The organism is Mycolicibacterium brisbanense (genome assembly GCF_001570425.1).
GTDB lineage: Bacteria > Actinomycetota > Actinomycetes > Mycobacteriales > Mycobacteriaceae > Mycobacterium > Mycobacterium brisbanense.
The window spans coordinates 1-17,649 of the sequence record NZ_BCSX01000021.1; the positions used below are offsets into that span (position 1 = coordinate 1).

General features: G+C 66.8%; 17 protein-coding genes. 15 read left to right on the forward strand and 2 right to left on the reverse strand.

What is annotated here, in order from left to right; genetic code table 11:
• The 7 genes from RMCB_RS09930 to RMCB_RS09960 form a co-directional block, all read left to right on the forward strand.
• Positions 1 to 624, forward strand: a 624-nt coding sequence (locus RMCB_RS09930; RefSeq protein WP_062828657.1) for a siderophore-interacting protein, incomplete at its 5' end; no start/stop codon positions are given.
• A 24-nt stretch (positions 625 to 648) separates the two neighbouring features.
• Positions 649 to 1,809: a lactate 2-monooxygenase gene (locus RMCB_RS09935; RefSeq protein ID WP_062828658.1), complete on the forward strand. Its 1,161-nt coding sequence runs from the start codon at positions 649 to 651 to the stop codon at positions 1,807 to 1,809.
• Between the two features lie 45 nt (positions 1,810 to 1,854).
• Positions 1,855 to 2,664, forward strand: a complete 810-nt coding sequence (locus RMCB_RS09940; protein ID WP_062828659.1) for a DUF5995 family protein — start codon at positions 1,855 to 1,857, stop codon at positions 2,662 to 2,664.
• 68 nt (positions 2,665 to 2,732) lie between these two features.
• On the forward strand, positions 2,733 to 3,356 hold the full coding sequence (locus RMCB_RS09945) for a TetR/AcrR family transcriptional regulator (protein ID WP_072278442.1): 624 nt from the start codon (positions 2,733 to 2,735) through the stop codon (positions 3,354 to 3,356).
• A 24-nt stretch (positions 3,357 to 3,380) separates the two neighbouring features.
• Positions 3,381 to 4,427, forward strand: a complete 1,047-nt coding sequence (locus tag RMCB_RS09950) for an oxygenase MpaB family protein (protein WP_062828661.1) — start codon at positions 3,381 to 3,383, stop codon at positions 4,425 to 4,427.
• Positions 4,428 to 4,517: 90 nt separating this feature from the next.
• A complete protein-coding gene (locus RMCB_RS09955; RefSeq protein ID WP_062828662.1) occupies positions 4,518 to 5,405 on the forward strand; it encodes a tyrosine recombinase XerC in 888 nt (295 codons plus the stop codon).
• Complete coding sequence (locus RMCB_RS09960; RefSeq protein ID WP_062828663.1) at positions 5,402 to 6,280, forward strand: alpha/beta fold hydrolase; 879 nt, start codon at positions 5,402 to 5,404, stop codon at positions 6,278 to 6,280. Before RMCB_RS09955 ends, RMCB_RS09960 begins: the two co-directional genes overlap by 4 nt.
• Here the strand turns inward: RMCB_RS09960 and RMCB_RS09965 are convergent.
• Entirely contained in the window at positions 6,264 to 7,229 is a 966-nt protein-coding gene (locus RMCB_RS09965; protein WP_062828664.1) for an LLM class F420-dependent oxidoreductase, read from the reverse strand. The two genes, RMCB_RS09960 and RMCB_RS09965, sit on opposite strands and share 17 nt — an antisense overlap.
• Positions 7,230 to 7,323: 94 nt before the next feature.
• A complete protein-coding gene (locus tag RMCB_RS09970; RefSeq protein ID WP_062828665.1) occupies positions 7,324 to 7,818 on the reverse strand; it encodes a M23 family metallopeptidase in 495 nt (164 codons plus the stop codon).
• Between the two features lie 325 nt (positions 7,819 to 8,143).
• Here RMCB_RS09970 and rpsB point away from each other — a divergent pair, with 325 nt between their 5' ends.
• The 8 genes from rpsB (at position 8,144) to RMCB_RS10010 (ending at position 17,451) form a co-directional block, all read left to right on the forward strand.
• Positions 8,144 to 8,977 (forward strand): 30S ribosomal protein S2, encoded by an 834-nt coding sequence (gene rpsB / locus RMCB_RS09975; RefSeq protein ID WP_029372034.1) that lies wholly within the window; start codon positions 8,144 to 8,146, stop codon positions 8,975 to 8,977.
• 27 nt (positions 8,978 to 9,004) lie between these two features.
• A complete protein-coding gene (tsf, locus tag RMCB_RS09980) occupies positions 9,005 to 9,820 on the forward strand; it encodes a translation elongation factor Ts (RefSeq protein WP_029372033.1) in 816 nt (271 codons plus the stop codon).
• A gap of 50 nt (positions 9,821 to 9,870) precedes the next feature.
• Complete coding sequence (locus RMCB_RS09985) at positions 9,871 to 11,319, forward strand: amidase (protein ID WP_062828666.1); 1,449 nt, start codon at positions 9,871 to 9,873, stop codon at positions 11,317 to 11,319.
• A gap of 145 nt (positions 11,320 to 11,464) precedes the next feature.
• Complete coding sequence (locus RMCB_RS09990; RefSeq protein ID WP_062828667.1) at positions 11,465 to 12,646, forward strand: ABC transporter permease; 1,182 nt, start codon at positions 11,465 to 11,467, stop codon at positions 12,644 to 12,646.
• Positions 12,643 to 13,209 carry an ABC transporter permease gene (locus RMCB_RS09995; protein WP_062828668.1) on the forward strand — a complete coding sequence of 189 codons (567 nt, stop codon included), beginning with the start codon at positions 12,643 to 12,645 and terminating at the stop codon, positions 13,207 to 13,209. The genes RMCB_RS09990 and RMCB_RS09995 overlap by 4 nt, the downstream gene beginning before the upstream one ends.
• Before the next feature lie 6 nt (positions 13,210 to 13,215).
• On the forward strand, positions 13,216 to 13,941 hold the full coding sequence (locus tag RMCB_RS10000; RefSeq protein WP_062828669.1) for an ABC transporter ATP-binding protein: 726 nt from the start codon (positions 13,216 to 13,218) through the stop codon (positions 13,939 to 13,941).
• Positions 13,942 to 13,966: 25 nt separating this feature from the next.
• Complete coding sequence (locus RMCB_RS10005) at positions 13,967 to 15,472, forward strand: APC family permease (protein WP_062828670.1); 1,506 nt, start codon at positions 13,967 to 13,969, stop codon at positions 15,470 to 15,472.
• On the forward strand, positions 15,469 to 17,451 hold the full coding sequence (locus tag RMCB_RS10010) for a primary-amine oxidase (protein ID WP_062828671.1): 1,983 nt from the start codon (positions 15,469 to 15,471) through the stop codon (positions 17,449 to 17,451). Before RMCB_RS10005 ends, RMCB_RS10010 begins: the two co-directional genes overlap by 4 nt.
• Positions 17,452 to 17,649: the final 198 nt, after the last annotated feature.

Here is a 17,649-nt window from a genome sequence, read left to right on the forward strand (position 1 = left end):
GTTCGGACCTACACCGTGCGGCAGGTCGACACCGAGCGTCGCGAGATCGCCATCGACTTCGTCGTGCATGGTGATCAGGGCGTCGCAGCGCCGTGGGCGGCCGCGGTCGTCCCAGGACAACCCGCCTATCTGATGGGCCCGAGCGGTGCCTACGCCCCCGATCCTGAGGCCGACTGGCACCTGCTGGCCGGTGACGAAGCCGGGCTGCCGGCGATCAGCGCGGCCTTGGAGGCCCTACCCGACGACGCGGTTGGCATGGCCTTCATCGAGGTCGCCGGGCCTGACGACGAAGTGCCCCTGACCGCTCCCACCGGCGTTGACGTGGCTTGGATACACCGCGGTGGACGGGCCGACCTCATCGGTGAGGACCGGGCCGGCGACAACGCTCCGCTGATCGACGCCGTCAAGTCGGCGCACTGGTTACCTGGCCAGGTACAGGTGTTCATCCACGGCGAAGCCCAGGCCGTCATGCACAACCTACGGCCCTATATCCGCAAGGAACGCGGTGTTCCGGCGAAGTGGGCCGCGTCGATCTCCGGCTACTGGCGCCGCGGACGCACGGAGGAGACCTTCCGGCAGTGGAAGGCCGAGCTGGCAAAAGCTGAGTCCGCCACCACGGGCTGAGGTGGAACTGGCAGGGTAGCCGGCATGGCATTCGGCGACTACCAACTCGAGATCTACCTCCAGGGCCTGGCCGGAGTTATGCCGGGTCTGCCGATGGACTACGCGGGACTGGAGACAAAGGCGCAGGCCGCGATGCCACCGTCGGTGTGGTCGTATGTGGCCGGCGGGGCCGGTGACGAACGCACCCAACGGGTCAATCGCAGCGCGTTCGACCGTTGGGGCCTGATGCCGCGCATGTTCAACGCGCACAAAGAACGCGACCTCAGCGTCGAGGTGTTCGGCCTCACGCTGCCGTCGCCGCTGTTCATGGCGCCGGTAGGAGTGCTCGGCATCAGCAGCCAGGACGGGCACGGCGACCTCGCGGCAGCCCGCGCCGCCGCGAAAACTGGTGTGCCGCTGATGCTTTCGACGCTCACCGAAGATCCGATGGAAGCTGTCGCCGCGGAATTCGGTGACACCCCCGGCTTTTTCCAGCTCTACACCCCGACCGACAAGGAATTGGCGGCCAGTCTGGTGCAACGCGCCGAGGCCGCCGGGTTCAAGGCGATCGTCGTCACCCTGGACACCTGGGTGCCCGGGTGGCGCCCACGCGACCTGGCGACCTCGAATTTCCCCCAACTGCGCGGCAAGTGTCTGGCCAACTACACCACCGACCCCGTGTTCCGCGCTGGGCTGGCCCAGCCGCCCGAACAGAACCCGCAGGCCACCGTCCTGCGGTGGGTCAGTCTGTTCGGCAATCCGCTGACCTGGGACGACCTGCCGTGGCTGCGGTCGCTGACGACGCTGCCGCTCATCGTCAAGGGCATCTGCCATCCCGAGGATGCGCGCCGGGCCAAGGACGGGGGAGTCGACGGCATCTACTGCTCGAATCACGGAGGACGCCAGGCCAACGGCGGTATCCCGGCGATCGATTGTCTGCCGGGCGTGGTCGAGGCGGCCGACGGGCTGCCGGTGTTGTTCGACTCGGGTATCCGCAACGGCGCGGATGTCGTCAAGGCGCTCGCGCTGGGGGCGACCGCGGTGGGGGTGGGCAGGCCCTACGTGTACGGGTTGGCTCTCGGAGGGGTGGATGGCGTTGTGCACGTGCTGCGTTCGCTGCTCGCCGAGGCTGACTTGATCATGGGCGTCGACGGTTATCCCACGCTGGCCGATCTCACGCCCGAGGCGTTGCGCCGAGTCGAGTAGTCCGCTACTCGTGTCCGCGGGCGCCGGCGCGGCCACCATGATGTGATGCCATCGCTTGCGCCACTGCAACCCGCAACGACTCTCGATGAGGTCGTCGCCAACATCGACGCTGTGATCGGCTGGTCGGTCGAAGCGTCGAGCCGACTCGGCTATTTCGCCGCCCTGTACAAGCGGATCACCGTGGCCGTGAAGAACGCGGTGTCCGATGGGGTTTTCGAGGACGGTCCCCGGCTGGCGCGACTGGACGTCGCATTCGCCAATCGCTACTTCGATGCGCTGAACGGCTACTTCCATCCGGGCAGGTACGCCAAACCGACGCGGTCGTGGCGGCTGACCTTCGACGCGGCGGGCCGGCGGGAGCCGATCATGCTGCAGCACATGCTTGCCGGAATCAACGCGCACATCGGCCTCGACCTCGGCATCGTGGCGCAAGCCGTCGATACCGAGACCCGTGACATGAAGACCGACTTCGATCGGATCAACGCGGTCCTGGCCAGTCAGGTCAGCGGCATCATCGCTGACATCGACGAGCTGTCACCGGCCCTGGCCGACGTCTATGCAGTGCTGATGAAGAACGAGATCTTTCTGATCGACCAGGCGGTGACCGACTTCCGTGACGACGCTTGGCGATTCGCGACGGTGCTTGCGCTCGAGCCGGGCTTCCTGCGGCCCATCACCATCCGCGTGCGCGACGTCACCGTCGCCGGACAAGGCGCGCTCGTCTATGACCCGCCCGGCCTCGTCGGGCTCATCCAGGCCGCGATCGCGACGCGGGAGAGCCGCGACATCGTCGGCAACATCCGCGTACTCGACGAGATCGCCGCAAACCCCGCACCCATGCCCGCTGCGCTCTGACGACTGACGGGAAACGGCAGGCAACTACCGCTGGACCCAGATTATTCACTCATGTAGCATTTTCCTTCATGACTGTAGGAACAGTCCGCGAGCGCGCGGCACACCTGGGGCCGGAACGGCGCCGTCCCCAGGTGCTCGACGCCGCACTGGCGGTCGTGATGGAGCAGGGCGTCGCGGCCGTGACGATCGGAGCGGTCGCCAAGCAACTCAAGGTCACCAGGCCGGTGGTCTACTCGTGCTTTCCCGACCGCGTCGAGCTGATCCGCACACTGCTCGAACGCGAGCTGGAGATACTGCTCAAAGACGCGATCGAAGCGCTGCCCTACGGCAAGGCTGATGCCGACGAGACGGTGTTCGTCGAGGGATTTCAGGCGCTGCTGCACACGGTGGCGAGACGGCCGGAGTCCTGGCGGTTGGTGATGAGCGCCGACCCCGATCCTGCCGTCGCCGCCCACTTTCGCAATGGCCGCGCAGTGCTGGTGGCCAAGGTTTCCCGGCGGTTGGCGCCGACGCTGCAGCGGTGGGGCACCGCCGACGCCGACAAGAAGCTGCCGGTCCTCGTCGAACAGTTCGTGTCCACGTGTGAAGCCGCGGTGCGGACATTGCTACACGACGACGGAAAAGACTGGACCCCAGACACATTGGGTGCCTTCATCGGAGCGGCCACCTACCGGGCGTTCCGCACCGCCTGACCGTACGAACAAAGGAGTTCGCCCATGTCCGATGTGCAGCCGATGGCTGACTACGGTTTCTTCGGGCCGGATTCGGTGACCTGGAAGGTCTGGGGGCACGCGACCACCCCGATCATCGGACTGCAACGCGCGGTGGTGGTGGAGGAACTCGACCCCGCGCTGATCGCGGCGGTGGACACCACGGGCGCGAACTACGACCGCCCCCGGACGCGGTACGACCGGACCGTGCGCTACTTCGCCATGGTCGCCTTCGCCGACAGCGAGTCGGTGCTCAAGGCGGCCGACGTCCTGGTGAAGGTGCATTCGAAAGCCATCGGTACCGAACCGGTCAGCGGTAATCCCTACGACGCCAACGATCCTCATTCACAGCTGTGGATCCTGCTGACCGGCTGGCACTCGGTGCTCAAGGCCTACGAGCTCTACGGTGGCGGCAAGCTCTCCGCCGAGGAGGAGGCCTGCTACTGGCAGGACTGTGCGACGGCCGCACAGTTCCAGACGTGCGATCCGCTCGACGTGCCCCGCACCCGTGCTGGCGTCAACGAGTATTTCGAGCAGATGCGGCCACACCTCGCCGTCAGCGAAGCTGCCCGCGCCATGATGGACCATCTGCTCAACGCCAAGGTCGTCCTGCCGCCCGCGCCATGGATCGCCAGACCCGCCGTCGAGGTTCTCAACTGGTTCCTGCGGGCCGGCACCATCGCGACCATGCCACGCTGGATGCGCCGGCTCAGCGGATTCGACCAGCCGCGTGTGATCGACGTCGCCGTGCGCCCAGTGCTCAAGCTCGGCTTCGCTGTGGTCAACCGCATTCCGCTGCTGAAGTTGTTGGTGGCCAAGGTCATCGCGCCCTCGGTGGTGCCGATCGCGGGCCCCTACATCATGGGCATACCACCGCGCTCGGCCGAAGTGCTCACACCCGAAGAGGGGCGTCGCCGCTACGGCTACGTCAAACCTGCTGACGCGCACAAAGACCTGCGCGCCCGCCAGCACGAGCGGGTGTTCGGGCAGGGGCGACCACCCAGCGATGAAGGTCTCATCGAATCACAGCCCTACCTCGGGAGCCTTGCGTGACCACCCGCTGCACCGCTACGAGATGAAGCCGTGATGCCCGGCCGCGGCGCGTCGGCTGCGTGAGGTTCGGGCGTCTGTCACGGTAGGGATATGCAGGCCGTACTTGACGAGTTCGATGAGTTTCTCGCGCTGCAGCGGGGCCGCTCTGAGCACACGCGTCGGGCCTACCGCGGCGACCTGCGGTCGTTGTTCGACTACACCGGCGGCGGGCTGGAGACGCTCACCCTGCCGACGCTGCGATCTTGGCTGGCTGCGCAGTCCGCGGCCGGGGCGGCGCGCACCACGCTGGCCCGCCGCACGTCGTCGGTCAAGACGTTCACCGCGTGGGCTCATCGGCGCGGGTTGCTTGCCAGCGATCCCGCGGCGCGGCTGCAGACACCCAGATCGCGTCGTACCCTACCGGCGGTGCTGCGTCAGGACCAGGCGCTTGACGCCATGGCAGCGCTGAACTCTGGTGCGCAGCAAGGAGATCCGCTTGCGTTACGCGACCGGCTGATCGTCGAGATGCTCTACGCCACGGGCATCCGGGTGAGCGAGTTGTGCGGGTTGGACATCGACGACGTCGACCGCGAACGACGCGTATTGCGGGTCCTCGGCAAGGGCAACAAGCAGCGCACAGTGCCGTTCGGTGAACCAGCCCAGCACGCGCTGACCTCGTGGCTGTCCGACGGGAGGCCTGCGGTCGCCACGGCAGAATCCGGACCGGCGCTGCTGCTGGGTGCACGCGGTGGGCGCCTCGACCCGCGGCAGGCTCGCACCGTGGTGCACCAGACGGTGTCCGCGGTCGACGGCGCGCCGGACATCGGCCCGCACGGACTGCGGCACAGCGCCGCCACACATCTGTTGGAGGGCGGCGCCGACCTGCGGGTCGTGCAGGAGCTGCTCGGCCACACGACACTGGCCACCACGCAGCTCTACACCCACGTGACCGTGGCGCGACTGCGTGCGGTGCACGATCAGGCCCACCCGAGGGCATGACCCGGTCGGTCGTAGACCTTCCTTCCGGACCGGTCTCCTATCTCACCTGGGCGCCGGAAGGTCCGGCGCCGACGGTCGTGCTGTTGCACGGCGGCGGAGTGGACAACGCGTCGTTGTCGTGGGGCGGCATCGGTCCTCGCCTCGCACAGGCCGGCTATCGCGTCATTGCCCCCGACCATCCCGGCTACGGGTACAGCGCACCCGCGCGGCTACCGGCGACGCAGGAGCGGCTGGTCGCCTACGTAGGGGAGTTGGTCGACGCGCTCGGTCTACAGCGTTACGCGATCGGTGGTCTGTCACTCGGCGGCGCCATGACCATCGGCCATGTGCTCGACCGGCCCGATCGGGTGACCGCCGCAATGCTGCTCGGCAGCTACGGCGTGATGCCTCGGCTGTCGGACGGGCCGTTGTCGGCCGTGCGCCATGTGGTCACGTGGGCGGCGCTGCGCACCGGACTGCTGGGCGCCGCGACCACGTGGGTGGGCGGCAGCCGCCGTGCGATGGCCCGCAGCATGCAGGCGCTGATCACAGACCCCCGGCAGCTCACCGACGAGTTGATGGACGAGGTCATGGCGGCTGCCGGCCGACCGGGCGGATTCGAGGCATTCGCACAGTGGCAGCGCGACCAGGTCAAGTGGAATCGTCTGCGCACGGATTACACCCGGCGGTTGCCGTCACTGGCGTGCCCGGTGCTGATCGTCCACGGCGATCGCGACCCCGGCGTGCCGGTCGCCCGGGCCCGCGCGGCCGCTGCGCTGATCCCGAACGCACGTTTGAAAGTGATTGCGGGCGCCGGGCATTGGGTGCAGCGTGACCGGCCCGACGCCGTGCTCGACACGATGATCGAGTTCTTGGGCGCTAACGCAACAGCTTGATCACCTCGGTCAGGTGCCCAAGCGCCGATTCGCGGCCTTGCCACGCGTCGAACACGGTCCAGTAACTGATGCCGAAGCGGCGTTGCCGGTCCGTCAGCGCCTCGGCCATCTGCTCGTAGCTGCCGAGCAGAGCGAACGGGGATTGCAGCAGCAGCTCAGGCGCAACGCCGAACGGCCCGGCCAACTCGGCTGCGACCGCGGCGGGGTCCTCGGTGTGCACGACGAATTGCACCAGCGCATTGAGTTCGATGGCGTCGAAGCGGTCGCCCGCGGCGTCGCGCACGACGCCGATCCGGTCCAGCAGGCCGGTCGGGTCGAAGTGGGTCAGCCGCACCTCGGTGGCGTCGTGGTTGTGACTGAACCCCGCGAAGCCGGCGATGTCGGCTGCCCGGCCCGCCAATTGCAGTACGCGTGTGCCGTTTCCGCCGATCAGCAAGGGCACCTCGACTTCCGGCGGCGCGACGAGTTCGCCTGCGTCGGCCCGCACACAGTAGTGCGCGCCATCGACGTCCACGGCCTCGCCCGCGAGAAGTGGACGGATCACCTCGACGGACTCGATCAGCCGATCCACTCGGGTGGCGCCGGGATCGAATCTCAGCCCGGCTGCGTCATATTCGGATTTCATGTGGCCCGCGCCCAGACCGAGCTCGAACCGGCCGCCGGAAAGAGCTGCCAGGCTTGCGGTTTCCCGCGCGGTGTCGACCGGGTGGCGCAGGTCGTTGTTGAGCACGAGCGTGCCGGTGTGCAGTGACGAGGTCACCGCGCAGGCCGTCGCGGCGCCGACGAAGGGCGACATCGACGCGACCAGATGGTCGGGAATCGTCAGGACGTCGAAGCCGGATTGTTCGACGGCGACGGCGAATTCGGTGAAGTCACGGCCTCGGGGGAGCGCTGTGTGCAGGCCGAAACGCATGGGCCGGTTGCGGTGGGATTCCGACGCGGCGGTCATGGTTCTGACGATAGGCCGCTCCGGTCGCGGCGGTGACGGTGCGCAAACTGCTGACGTTCGACGGCGTGCCGAGCAACAGACACGCACGCTCGCCTCAACCGGTCACCGGTTTGAGGCGAATCGGGGTCTCGCCCAGCAGCCCGAGCGGATCGACGTAATCGGCGCGGGCGGCCGGCCCCCACATCGCGCCCCAATGCAGGCACGCGGCCACGGGGCAGCCCGGGTGGCCCGCTACCAACTCGCCGATCAGCTGCCCGGCGGCGACCACTTGGCCGCGGCGCACCGTGGCCCGCACCGGTTCATAGCTGGTGTGCAGGCCGCCGGCATGCGCGATGGACACCAGGGGACGCCCGGCGAGGATCCCCGCGAACACCACGGTCCCGGGCCCCGCGGCGTAGACCGGTTGTCCCGGCGTGGCGGCGAGGTCGACACCGCGGTGACCGCGGTTCCAGTTCGGCGACGGTGCGTCGAACGCCCGCGTCACCGTGGGTTGCGGTGTCACCGGCCACTGCAGCCGTCCGCCTTCGGCGCGCGCGGTCACCGGCCAGGCGAGTGCCGTCACCACCAGCGCGGCAGCCAGCGTCTTCATCCGATCAGTTCAGCGCGGCAGCCAGCCCGAGGGAACCCCGCCGTCACCGGCCTGTGGATAACCTCGACGGTGAATGAGCCGTGTGCCGCCAAGCCCTGGTTGCGCAGGGACAGAGCACCCCGTCGCAACGTGTAAACTTCTACCCGCAGCTCGCCGAGCGGGCTGACTTCGCGTGTTCGCGCCACGACCGCCGCAGTGGGGGTCGTAACCGGATGCCGGCGGTCCTGACCTGGGATTCCAGGGCGGGCCCGGCAACCAGTGGACACCAGGGCCCGGCATCACCGATACCGGGCGACAACCGACAATAAAAGGACATCGGCTCACTATGGCTGTTGTAACCATGAAGCAGCTGCTCGACAGCGGCGCACACTTCGGGCACCAGACCCGCCGCTGGAACCCCAAGATGAAGCGGTTCATCTTCACCGACCGCAACGGCATCTACATCATCGACCTGCAGCAGACGCTGACCTACATCGACAAGGCGTACGAGTTCGTCAAGGAAACCGTCGCCCACGGTGGCAGCGTGCTGTTCGTCGGCACCAAGAAGCAGGCGCAGGAGTCCATCGCCGATGAGGCCACCCGCGTCGGCATGCCGTACGTGAACCAGCGCTGGCTGGGCGGCATGCTCACCAACTTCTCCACCGTGCACAAGCGCCTCCAGCGCCTCAAGGAGCTCGAGGCCATGGAGCAGACCGGTGGCTTCGAGGGTCGCACCAAGAAGGAAATCCTCATGCTCACGCGTGAGAAGAACAAGCTTGAGCGCAGCCTCGGCGGTATCCGGGACATGCAGAAGGTGCCTTCGGCCATCTGGGTCGTCGACACCAACAAGGAGCACCTGGCGGTCAACGAGGCCATCAAGCTGGGCATCCCGGTCATCGCGATCCTCGACACCAACTGCGACCCCGACCAGGTCAACTACCCGATCCCGGGTAACGACGATGCGATCCGTTCGGCGGCGCTGCTGACCAAGGTGATCGCCTCCGCGGTTGCCGAAGGCCTGCAGGCCCGCGCCGGCCAGGGTGGCGCCAAGCAGGACGCCGAAGGCGCCGAGCCGCTCGCCGAGTGGGAGCAGGAACTGCTCGCCGGAGCGACCGCGGGCCCCGCCGAGGGCGGTGCCGAAGGTGCTTCCGCATCTGAATCATCCACTGACGCTTCTTGATTTCTTCGGTCCAGGGAGGACTGCTACATGGCTAATTACACCGCTGCCGACGTCAAGCGGCTTCGGGAGCTGACCGGTGCCGGCATGCTCGACTCCAAGAACGCACTGGTCGAGGCCGAGGGCGATTTCGACAAGGCCGTCGAACTGCTGCGTATCAAGGGCGCCAAGGACGTCGGCAAGCGCGCTGAGCGTGCCACCGCCGAGGGCCTGGTCGCCGCCAAGGACGGCGCCCTGATCGAGCTCAACTCCGAGACCGACTTCGTCGCCAAGAACGCCGAGTTCCAGGCGCTGGCCGATCTGGTCGTCGCGGCCGCAGCCGCGTCGAAGGCCACCGACGTCGAGACGCTCAAGGCCGCCCCGGCCGGTGACACCACCGTCGAGCAGGCCATCGCGGACCTTTCGGCCAAGATCGGTGAGAAGCTCGAACTGCGCCGCGTCGCCTACTTCGACGGAACCGTCGAGCCCTACCTGCACAAGCGTGCGGCTGACCTGCCGCCCGCCGTGGGTGTGCTCGTCGAGTTCACCGGTGATGACAAAGAGGCGGCGCACGCCGTCGCGCTGCAGATCGCCGCGCTGAAGGCCAAGTACCTCACCCGTGAGGACGTGCCGGAGGACGTGGTGGCCAACGAGCGCCGCATCGCCGAGGAGACCGCCCGCAACGAAGGCAAGCCCGAGCAGGCGCTGCCCAAGATCGTCGAGGGTCGCGTCACGGGCTTCTACAAGGACGTCGTGCTGCTGGATCAGCCGTCGGTGTCCGACAACAAGAAGACCGTCAAGGCTCTGCTCGACGAGGCCGGCGTGACCGTGACCCGGTTCGCCCGCTTCGAGGTCGGTCAGGCCTAGCAACGTAGTCGCTCTCATGGGCCGGCGGTACCACTTGGTACCGTCGGCCCATGAGTCGTTTCAGCGCCTTTGGCGACGATGCCCTCGGTGAGCACGACGCGGTCGGACTCGTCGAAGAACTGCGGGCCGGCCGGGTCTCGGCCGCCGAACTCGTCGAGGCCGCCATCGCCCGCACCGAAGCCGTGAACCCGACCCTCAACGGGCTGGCGTTCGAAGCGTTCGATCGCGCCCGTACCCGGGTGACCGCTCCCAGCCGGTACGGCGGCTACTTCGACGGGGTGCCCAGCTTCATCAAGGACAACGTCGCGGTCGAGGGCATGCCCACCATGCAGGGCACCGACGCGTGGGAACCGCGACCGCAGCGCGCCAACGGCGACTTTGCGCGTGCCTACCTCGCGACAGGCCTTGTACCCCTTGGCAAGACGCAGTTGTCGGAGTTCGGCTTCAGCGCGTCGGCCGAGCACCCGCGGCTCGGGCCGGTACGCAACCCGTGGAATCCCGACTACACCGCCGGGGCGTCGTCGTCGGGTTCGGCGGCTTTCGTCGCTGCCGGGGTGGTGCCCATCGCGCACGCCAACGACGGCGGCGGGTCGATCCGGATCCCGGCCGCCTGCAACGGTCTGGTGGGGCTCAAGCCGTCCCGCGGCCGGCTGCCCCAGGACGCCGAGTTCCGCCGCATGCCGCTGCGGATCGTCTCCGACGGTGTCGAAACCCGCTCTGTACGGGACACCGCGGCGTTCTACCGGGAGATGGAGCGGGTGTACCGCAACCCCAAGCTGCCGCCGATCGGAGATGTCAGCCGTCCCGGCAAGCAACGGCTCCGTATCGCGGTCTGCACGCAGTCCGTCGCCCGCGACGCCAGCCCGGAGATGTGCGAGCACACCCTCAAGACGGCGACGCTGCTCGAAGAACTCGGCCACCGGGTCACGCCCATAGGCAATCCCGTGCCCGCCCAGTTCAAGGACGACTTCCTCTTGTATTGGGCGTTTTTGGCGTATGCCTTGGTGCGTGGCGGCAAGCGGAGCTTCGGACCGAGCTTCGACCGTGACCGGCTGGACAATCTGACGCTCGGGCTCGAACACCTTGCCGGCAGCCATCTCTACAAGCTGCCGCTGGCGATCACCCGGTTGGTGCGCTCCCGCCGGATCACCGAGCGGCTGTCGAACAGCTACGACGTGGTCCTCATGCCGACGCTGGCCGAGACCACGCTGCCGATCGGTCACCTCGACCCGACGGCCGACTATCAACAGATCATCGACCGGCTCATCGACTGGGTGGCTTTCACGCCCCTGCAGAACGCCACAGGCGACCCGGCCATCTCCCTGCCCTTGGCCCAGACGGCCGACGGGCTGCCGGTCGGCATGATGTTCTCGGCCACCCTCGGCCGCGAGGCGCGCCTGCTGGAGCTGGCCTACGAACTGGAGGAGGCGCAGCCGTGGCGGCGGATCCAGGATCCGGCCCCGGTACGACGAAAACGCGGCAGAAGAGCGGCCGAGTGAGCGGATTCAGCACTCACCTGGGCTGATCGGCTACGGATTCCGTTGTGGTGGTGACATCACGACGTAACCTCGACCCGGTCCTGTTAACCCACCCGATACTGCGCATGGTCGTCGGTGAAACACATGGCTCGCAGCATCTGTCATTGTGGAAACCGCCACTTCGGCACCGACGCAAACGTCCCCAACCCGTCGGGCCCCGGAGATCCAGACAACGACCGGCAACACGTTTGGCTGTCTGATTCGGTTCGCCCTCGCCAACATCCGCCGGCGGCCAGAACGGTTCGTGTTGTCGGTACTGGGCATCGCACTGGCGATCGCGTGTGTGACAGTCGTCCGGACGATCGCGTCGAGTCTTGCCATCACGGGCGCGGATTCGGTCGAAGACGTCGTCGGTGATGCCCAGTTGTGGGTGGTACCGGCCGCAGGCGTGCACTACGACAATGACGTGCGGGCGTTGGTGGCCGATGGTACCGCTCCGGTGATCACAGTGCCTGCCGGGTGGCGGGCGCAACGAATCCTCTCGGGTGTCGCCACGGTCGGCGACACCGGTGTCTCGCTGCGTAGTAGCTCGGAAATACCTTCTGGACAAGCAGTTTTCGCTCCAGATCTCGCCGCCCGCTTGGGAATCACGCCCGGCGCCGCGGTGGTCGTCGGTGGCCGCACGCTCACCGCGACGGTATCGGGCTCCGGCGAGTCGGTGACAGTGTCCACCGACCTGGCCCATGTGCTGGTCGGTGACAACGGATGGTGGACGGTGCATGCCCCGCCGGGCGACGAGAAGCATCGCGGCCTCGGCGAGAGATTCGGTGCGGCAGTCGGTTTGCCGTCCGCGACCGATCCGTCGGTGCGGCCCGACCCGCGAGGTGGCGGACTGATCTACGACACCGTCGGCGGATCCGGTCCGCTGACCTTCGAACAGAAATTCTCCGCCCTGTTCTCCGGGAAGGTGACCAGCTCCACCCTGGGACTCATCTCGACCGTCGGCCTCGCACTCGGCTTCGTCATCGCGGTGTCGTCGTTCCTGGCGGCGGTGGCCGAACGCAAACGTGAGTTCGGCATCATGAGCAGCATCGGCCTTGCCGACGAAGTGCTCTACTTCTTCCTGGTCGAATCGGCCATCGTCTTCCTGGCCGCCTATCTGCTCGGCGTTCTGGGAGCGGGTGCGGCTGTGGCGCTGACGATTCCGGGTATCGCGACGCTGACGGCGTGGGGTCAGGCCGCAGGCATGGTCGCCGCGTTCCTGCCCGCGATGGCCATCGTCGGCGCGCTCGTGCCGGTGCACCGCCTGCTGCAACAACGACCCGTCGACCTGTTGGGAGCCCGATGATCAGCAAGGGGCTGGCCTACGGCGTCCTGTCCGCCCGCAGGCGGCTACGCGAGATGGTGCTGCCCGTGGTGACCACCGCCACCGGAACGTTCCTGGTGGTGCTCGTCTTTGCGATGGCCGCCGGGATTCGTGCGCAGTCGGCCGCGCTCGGGCATGCCGACGAGATCAACCGCGCGGTCGTGCTCATCGCGGTGACCGTGCTGCTCGTCGGGGTGGTGGAAGTGGCGGTCGCGACCACCCGCACCGTGGCCCACCGCACCCGCGAACTCGGCGTGCTCGGCGCCAACGGCATCGCCCGCGGACCGGTGGTGGCCGCGCTGCTCGTCGAACCGGTTGTCGCGGCAGTGCTCGGCGCACTCGTCGGGGCGGCAGGTGCGACGCTGACCGCGATCGTGGTGGCCATGACCCGCTTGGCGCCCACCGGAATCTCGTTCGGGGGATTGGCGATCGGCGCACTGATCGCGTTCGGCATCAGTGTCGTCGCCGCCGTCGCCACGAGCTTCGCACCCACCTACAACGCCGCGTCTCGTCCACCGATCCGATCACTGACCGCGGAAGGTTAACCGACAATGACTGCACTGGAAGACGTCCAGGCCATCGCGCCCTCCGACGTCGCGGCCGAGAAACCCGTCATCGAGATCAGCGATGTCTGGAAACTGCACCAAGTCGGCGATGAGGTCGTCAAGGCGGTCGTGGCGGCCGAACTTCAGGTCATGCCAGGGGAATTCGTGTGTCTGATGGGGCCGAGCGGAAGCGGAAAGTCGACCCTGCTCAACATCATCGGCGGGCTGGACCGCCCGACCAAGGGCACGGTGAAGATCGGCGGCCGCGACACCGCACAACTGACCGAGAGCCAGTTCGCGGCACTGCGCCACGACACCATCGGGTTCATCTTCCAGAGCTACAACCTGATCCCGTTCCTGTCGGCCGTCGAGAACGTCGAACTGCCGTTGATGTTCGAGCCGTACGACCGAAAGTCGTTACGGAAGAGAGCAATCGAGCTTCTCGAGCTAGTCGGCCTCGGGCATCGGGTGCACCACCAACCCACCAAGATGTCCGGTGGGGAACAGCAGCGCACCGCGATCGCGCGGTCGCTGATCAGCAGCCCGACCCTGGTGCTCGCCGACGAGCCGACCGCCAACCTCGACCACCGCACCGGGGAGACGGTGGTTCGCATGTTGCGCGACCTGTGCACGACGCTGGGCGTCACGGTGGTGGCGAGCACCCACGACCCCACGGTGGCCGACGAAGCGAGCCGTGTCGTCCGGATGAGAGACGGACAGATCGTCGAATGACACCACAACCTTCGGGAGAGACGTCATGACCCAAGAACTCGAGGCGCGCACCAGCGAGCGCGACAAACTGTTGACCACCGAGCTGGTCCCCGAACAGGTACTGCCCAAGGTGATGACCACGTTCGGGCTCGTGGCCACGTATGTGTTCATCATCTGCTGGATCACCGGCTCGTCGATCATGGCGGCCGGCGGCTGGACGGCGATCCCAATGTGGGTGTTGGGCATCGCGACGTTCCTGGTGCCTGCCGCGATGGCGGTCGCCGAGCTGGGCAACCTGTGGCCCGGCGAAGGCGGCGTCTACATCTGGGCCACCCGCACCATGGGCGAAACCTGGGGATTCATAGGCGGTTATCTGTCGTGGATCCCGGTGGTGCTGAACTCCGCATCATCGCCGGCGATCATCCTGCAGTTCCTGTTGCTGGCCTTCCACGCCAAACTCGGCTTGACCCTGACCATCATTCTCCAGCTGGTGCTGTTGTGGGCGGTCGTGGGTCTGGCGTTGGCCAAATTGGCCGCCAACCAGCGGATCATGAACACCGTCTTCGTCGTCTACTGGGTGCTCACCGCGGTCATCTTCATCTCGGGCGTGGTGTATGCGGTGCGGCACGGGTCCGCCACTCCGTTCACCGCCCACGCCGCGCTGGTGCCCGACTTCGCCGGTGCCGGTTTCCTCTACGGCACGGTGTTGCTGTACCTGGTCGGTGTCGAGACCCCCTACAACATGGGTGCGGAGTTCCTGTCGGTGCGCAAAAGCGGTCCGAGGATGGTGGTGTGGGGCTCGGTGGCCCTGGTGATCATCTACCTGCTGACCACTCTGGGCACCATCATGGTGCTGCCGTCGGACCAAATCGATCCGGTGACCGGCGTCATCGGGATGCTCGGGACGGCCGCACCCAAGGGCGTCATGGAGGTCGCCGCAATCGTGTTGGCGTGCATCGTGTTCGTCGCGTTGATGTCCTACCAGGTGACCTACTCTCGGCTGATCTTCGTCTCCGGTCTGGAGCGGCACCTGCCCCGCATCTTCACCCACCTCAACCCGCGTACCCGCAACCCCGTGACCGCGGTGCTGATCCAGGGTGTGCTCTCCTCGTTGCTCATCGTCGGGTTGTACTCGCAGAGCAGCATGGCGAATGTCACCGTGTTCCTGCAGGGCGGTCTGTCGATCGCGTGGCTGATCTCCGGATTCTTCTTCCTGATCCCCGTGGTGATCGCGCGCCGCAAGTACGCGGATCGCTATGCCAACGAACAGTTCTGGCGTATTCCCGGCGGCTCGGTCGGGGTGTGGAGCACTGTCGTCGTCGGAACGTTGGGCACCATCGGTGGCATCTACTACTCGTTCGCCAAATCGTGGATCCACGATGTGCCCGATGGCACCTGGATGGCGTGGACGGGCAGCATCGCGGTCGGCATGTTCGCCCTGGGCGGCGTCGTCTACATCTTCGGCCGCAGGGCGGCGCACAAGACCAGCGCGGAGGACGCACTGGCGCACCTGGCCGTTCTCGACCTCACGAAAGAGGAGACCGCCAAATGAGCATGGACAGCGTTGTGCTGAGCGCACCTGGCCCCGGTGTCCCCGACGCGGTCCGCTATCCACTCGATCCGCTCACCGGAGCCGAGGTCGAGGCAGCGGCGGCGGTCATCACGGGATCGGAATATGCCAGCCCCACATTGAAATTCGTGATGATCCAGCTGGCGGAACCGGAGAAGACCGCGACGCTGACCTTCGACACGGACCTACCGGTGCCGCGCCAGGCCTTCGTGATCATGTACGACGCGGCGGTCAAGCTGATCTACGAAGCCGTCGTCGACATCGATGCCCGGGTGATCGACTCGTGGACCCCGATCCCGGGACGGTTTCCGTCCTACCTCGTCGAGCACATGACCGGGGTGGAGGAGAGGGTCCGCGAAGACCCGCGGTGGCAGGAGGGCATGCGGAAGCGGGGCGTCACGGATTTCAGCCTGGCCATGATCGATCCGTGGCCCGCCGGTTACTACGGGGCCCAGGATCACTACGAGAACTCCCCGTTGATCTGCCGCCCGTTGACGTTCATGCGTGCCGCGCCGTCGGAGAACGGTTACGCCCGGCCCGTCGAAGGGTTGATCGTCACCTTCGACCTCGATTCGATGACGGTGATCGACGTCGAGGATCACGGCGTGGTGGCGCTACCGAGCAAGGGCGGCAACTACTCCGAGCAGTTCATGTTCTCGCCGGACAACCGGCCTGCGTTCGCCGGATTCCGCGATGACGTCAAGACCATCGAGATCACCCAGCCCGACGGCCCCAGCTTCACCGTCGACGGATGGAACGTGAAATGGCAGAAGTGGTCGCTGCGCGTCGGGTTCAACCCGCGGGAGGGCCTGGTGCTGCATGAGGTGACGTACGACGACCGTGGTCGGGTCCGGCCCGTCATGTATCGGGCGGCGCTGTCGGAAATGGTTGTCCCGTACGGTGATTCGTCGCCGACGCACTGGAACAAGAACGTCTTCGACATGGGGGAGGTGGGTATGGGTTTCTCCGCCAACCCGCTGACCCTCGGCTGTGACTGTCTCGGCGAGATCTTCTACTTCGACGGCACGGTCAACGACTCCGACGGCCACGCCGTCACCATCCCCAATGCGATCTGCATGCACGAGGAGGACTACGGAATCTCCTGGAAGCACACGGACTTCCGAACCGGTGAGGTCGAGGTGCGGCGTTCCCGCCGGTTGGTGATCTCGATGATCTGTACGGTGGGCAACTACGAGTACGGGTTCTTCTGGTACTTCTACAACGACGCGTCCATCGAGATGGAAGTCAAGCTCACGGGCGTGCTGACCACCGGGTCGATCGCCGAGGGCGAGACGCCGCGCTGGGGCAAGATGGTGGCGCCCGGCATGTACGGGCCCAACCACCAGCATTTCTTCAACTTCCGGATGGACATGAGCGTCGACGGGCCGGGGAACAGCGTCTACGAAGTGGATTCGATACCCGAACCCGATGCTGCGCTCAACCCGCACCACAATGCCTGGATCACCCGGGACACGCTGGTGGCCTCGGAGTCGGAAGGCGCCCGGGACTGGGAGTACGCCACCGGCCGGTACTGGAAAGTGGTAAACCCGTCCAAGCTCAACGAGTTCGGCGCCCCGGTGGGATACAAGCTGATGCCGAAGGACATCGTGCCGGTCATGGTGCATGAGGGCTCGGTGATCTACGACAGGGCCCGGTTCGTCCAGCACAACCTGTGGGTCACTCGCTACCACCCGAAGGAGTTGTACGCGGCGGGTGACTACATGTACCAGTGCGCCGAGGCCCAAGGACTGCCGCAGTACGTGGCTGACGACGCACCGCTCGCCGACACCGACATCGTGCTGTGGTACACCGTCGGCGCGCATCACGTCGTGTGCCCCGAGGACTGGCCGGTCATGCCGTGTCACTACACGGGCTTCAAGCTCAAGCCGGTCGGCTTCTTCGACGGGAACCCGGCGCTGGATGTGCCGCCGTCACCGCCGGCGGCCTGCCACCACCACTGAACCGCGACCAGCTTCGCCCACAAGTCGCCGATCGGGCAGATGATCGGTGTCGGCGCGTCACCTCCGTGCGCCCTATGCTTTTTCTGAGTGGAGGTACACCGCGGACTGTGTCCTCCTATGATGACCGGCGAGTGTCGCCGAAACGGGGGGATGTGCATGGGTCCGGGTCCGGACAACCAGCCAGGTGAGGACTTCCAG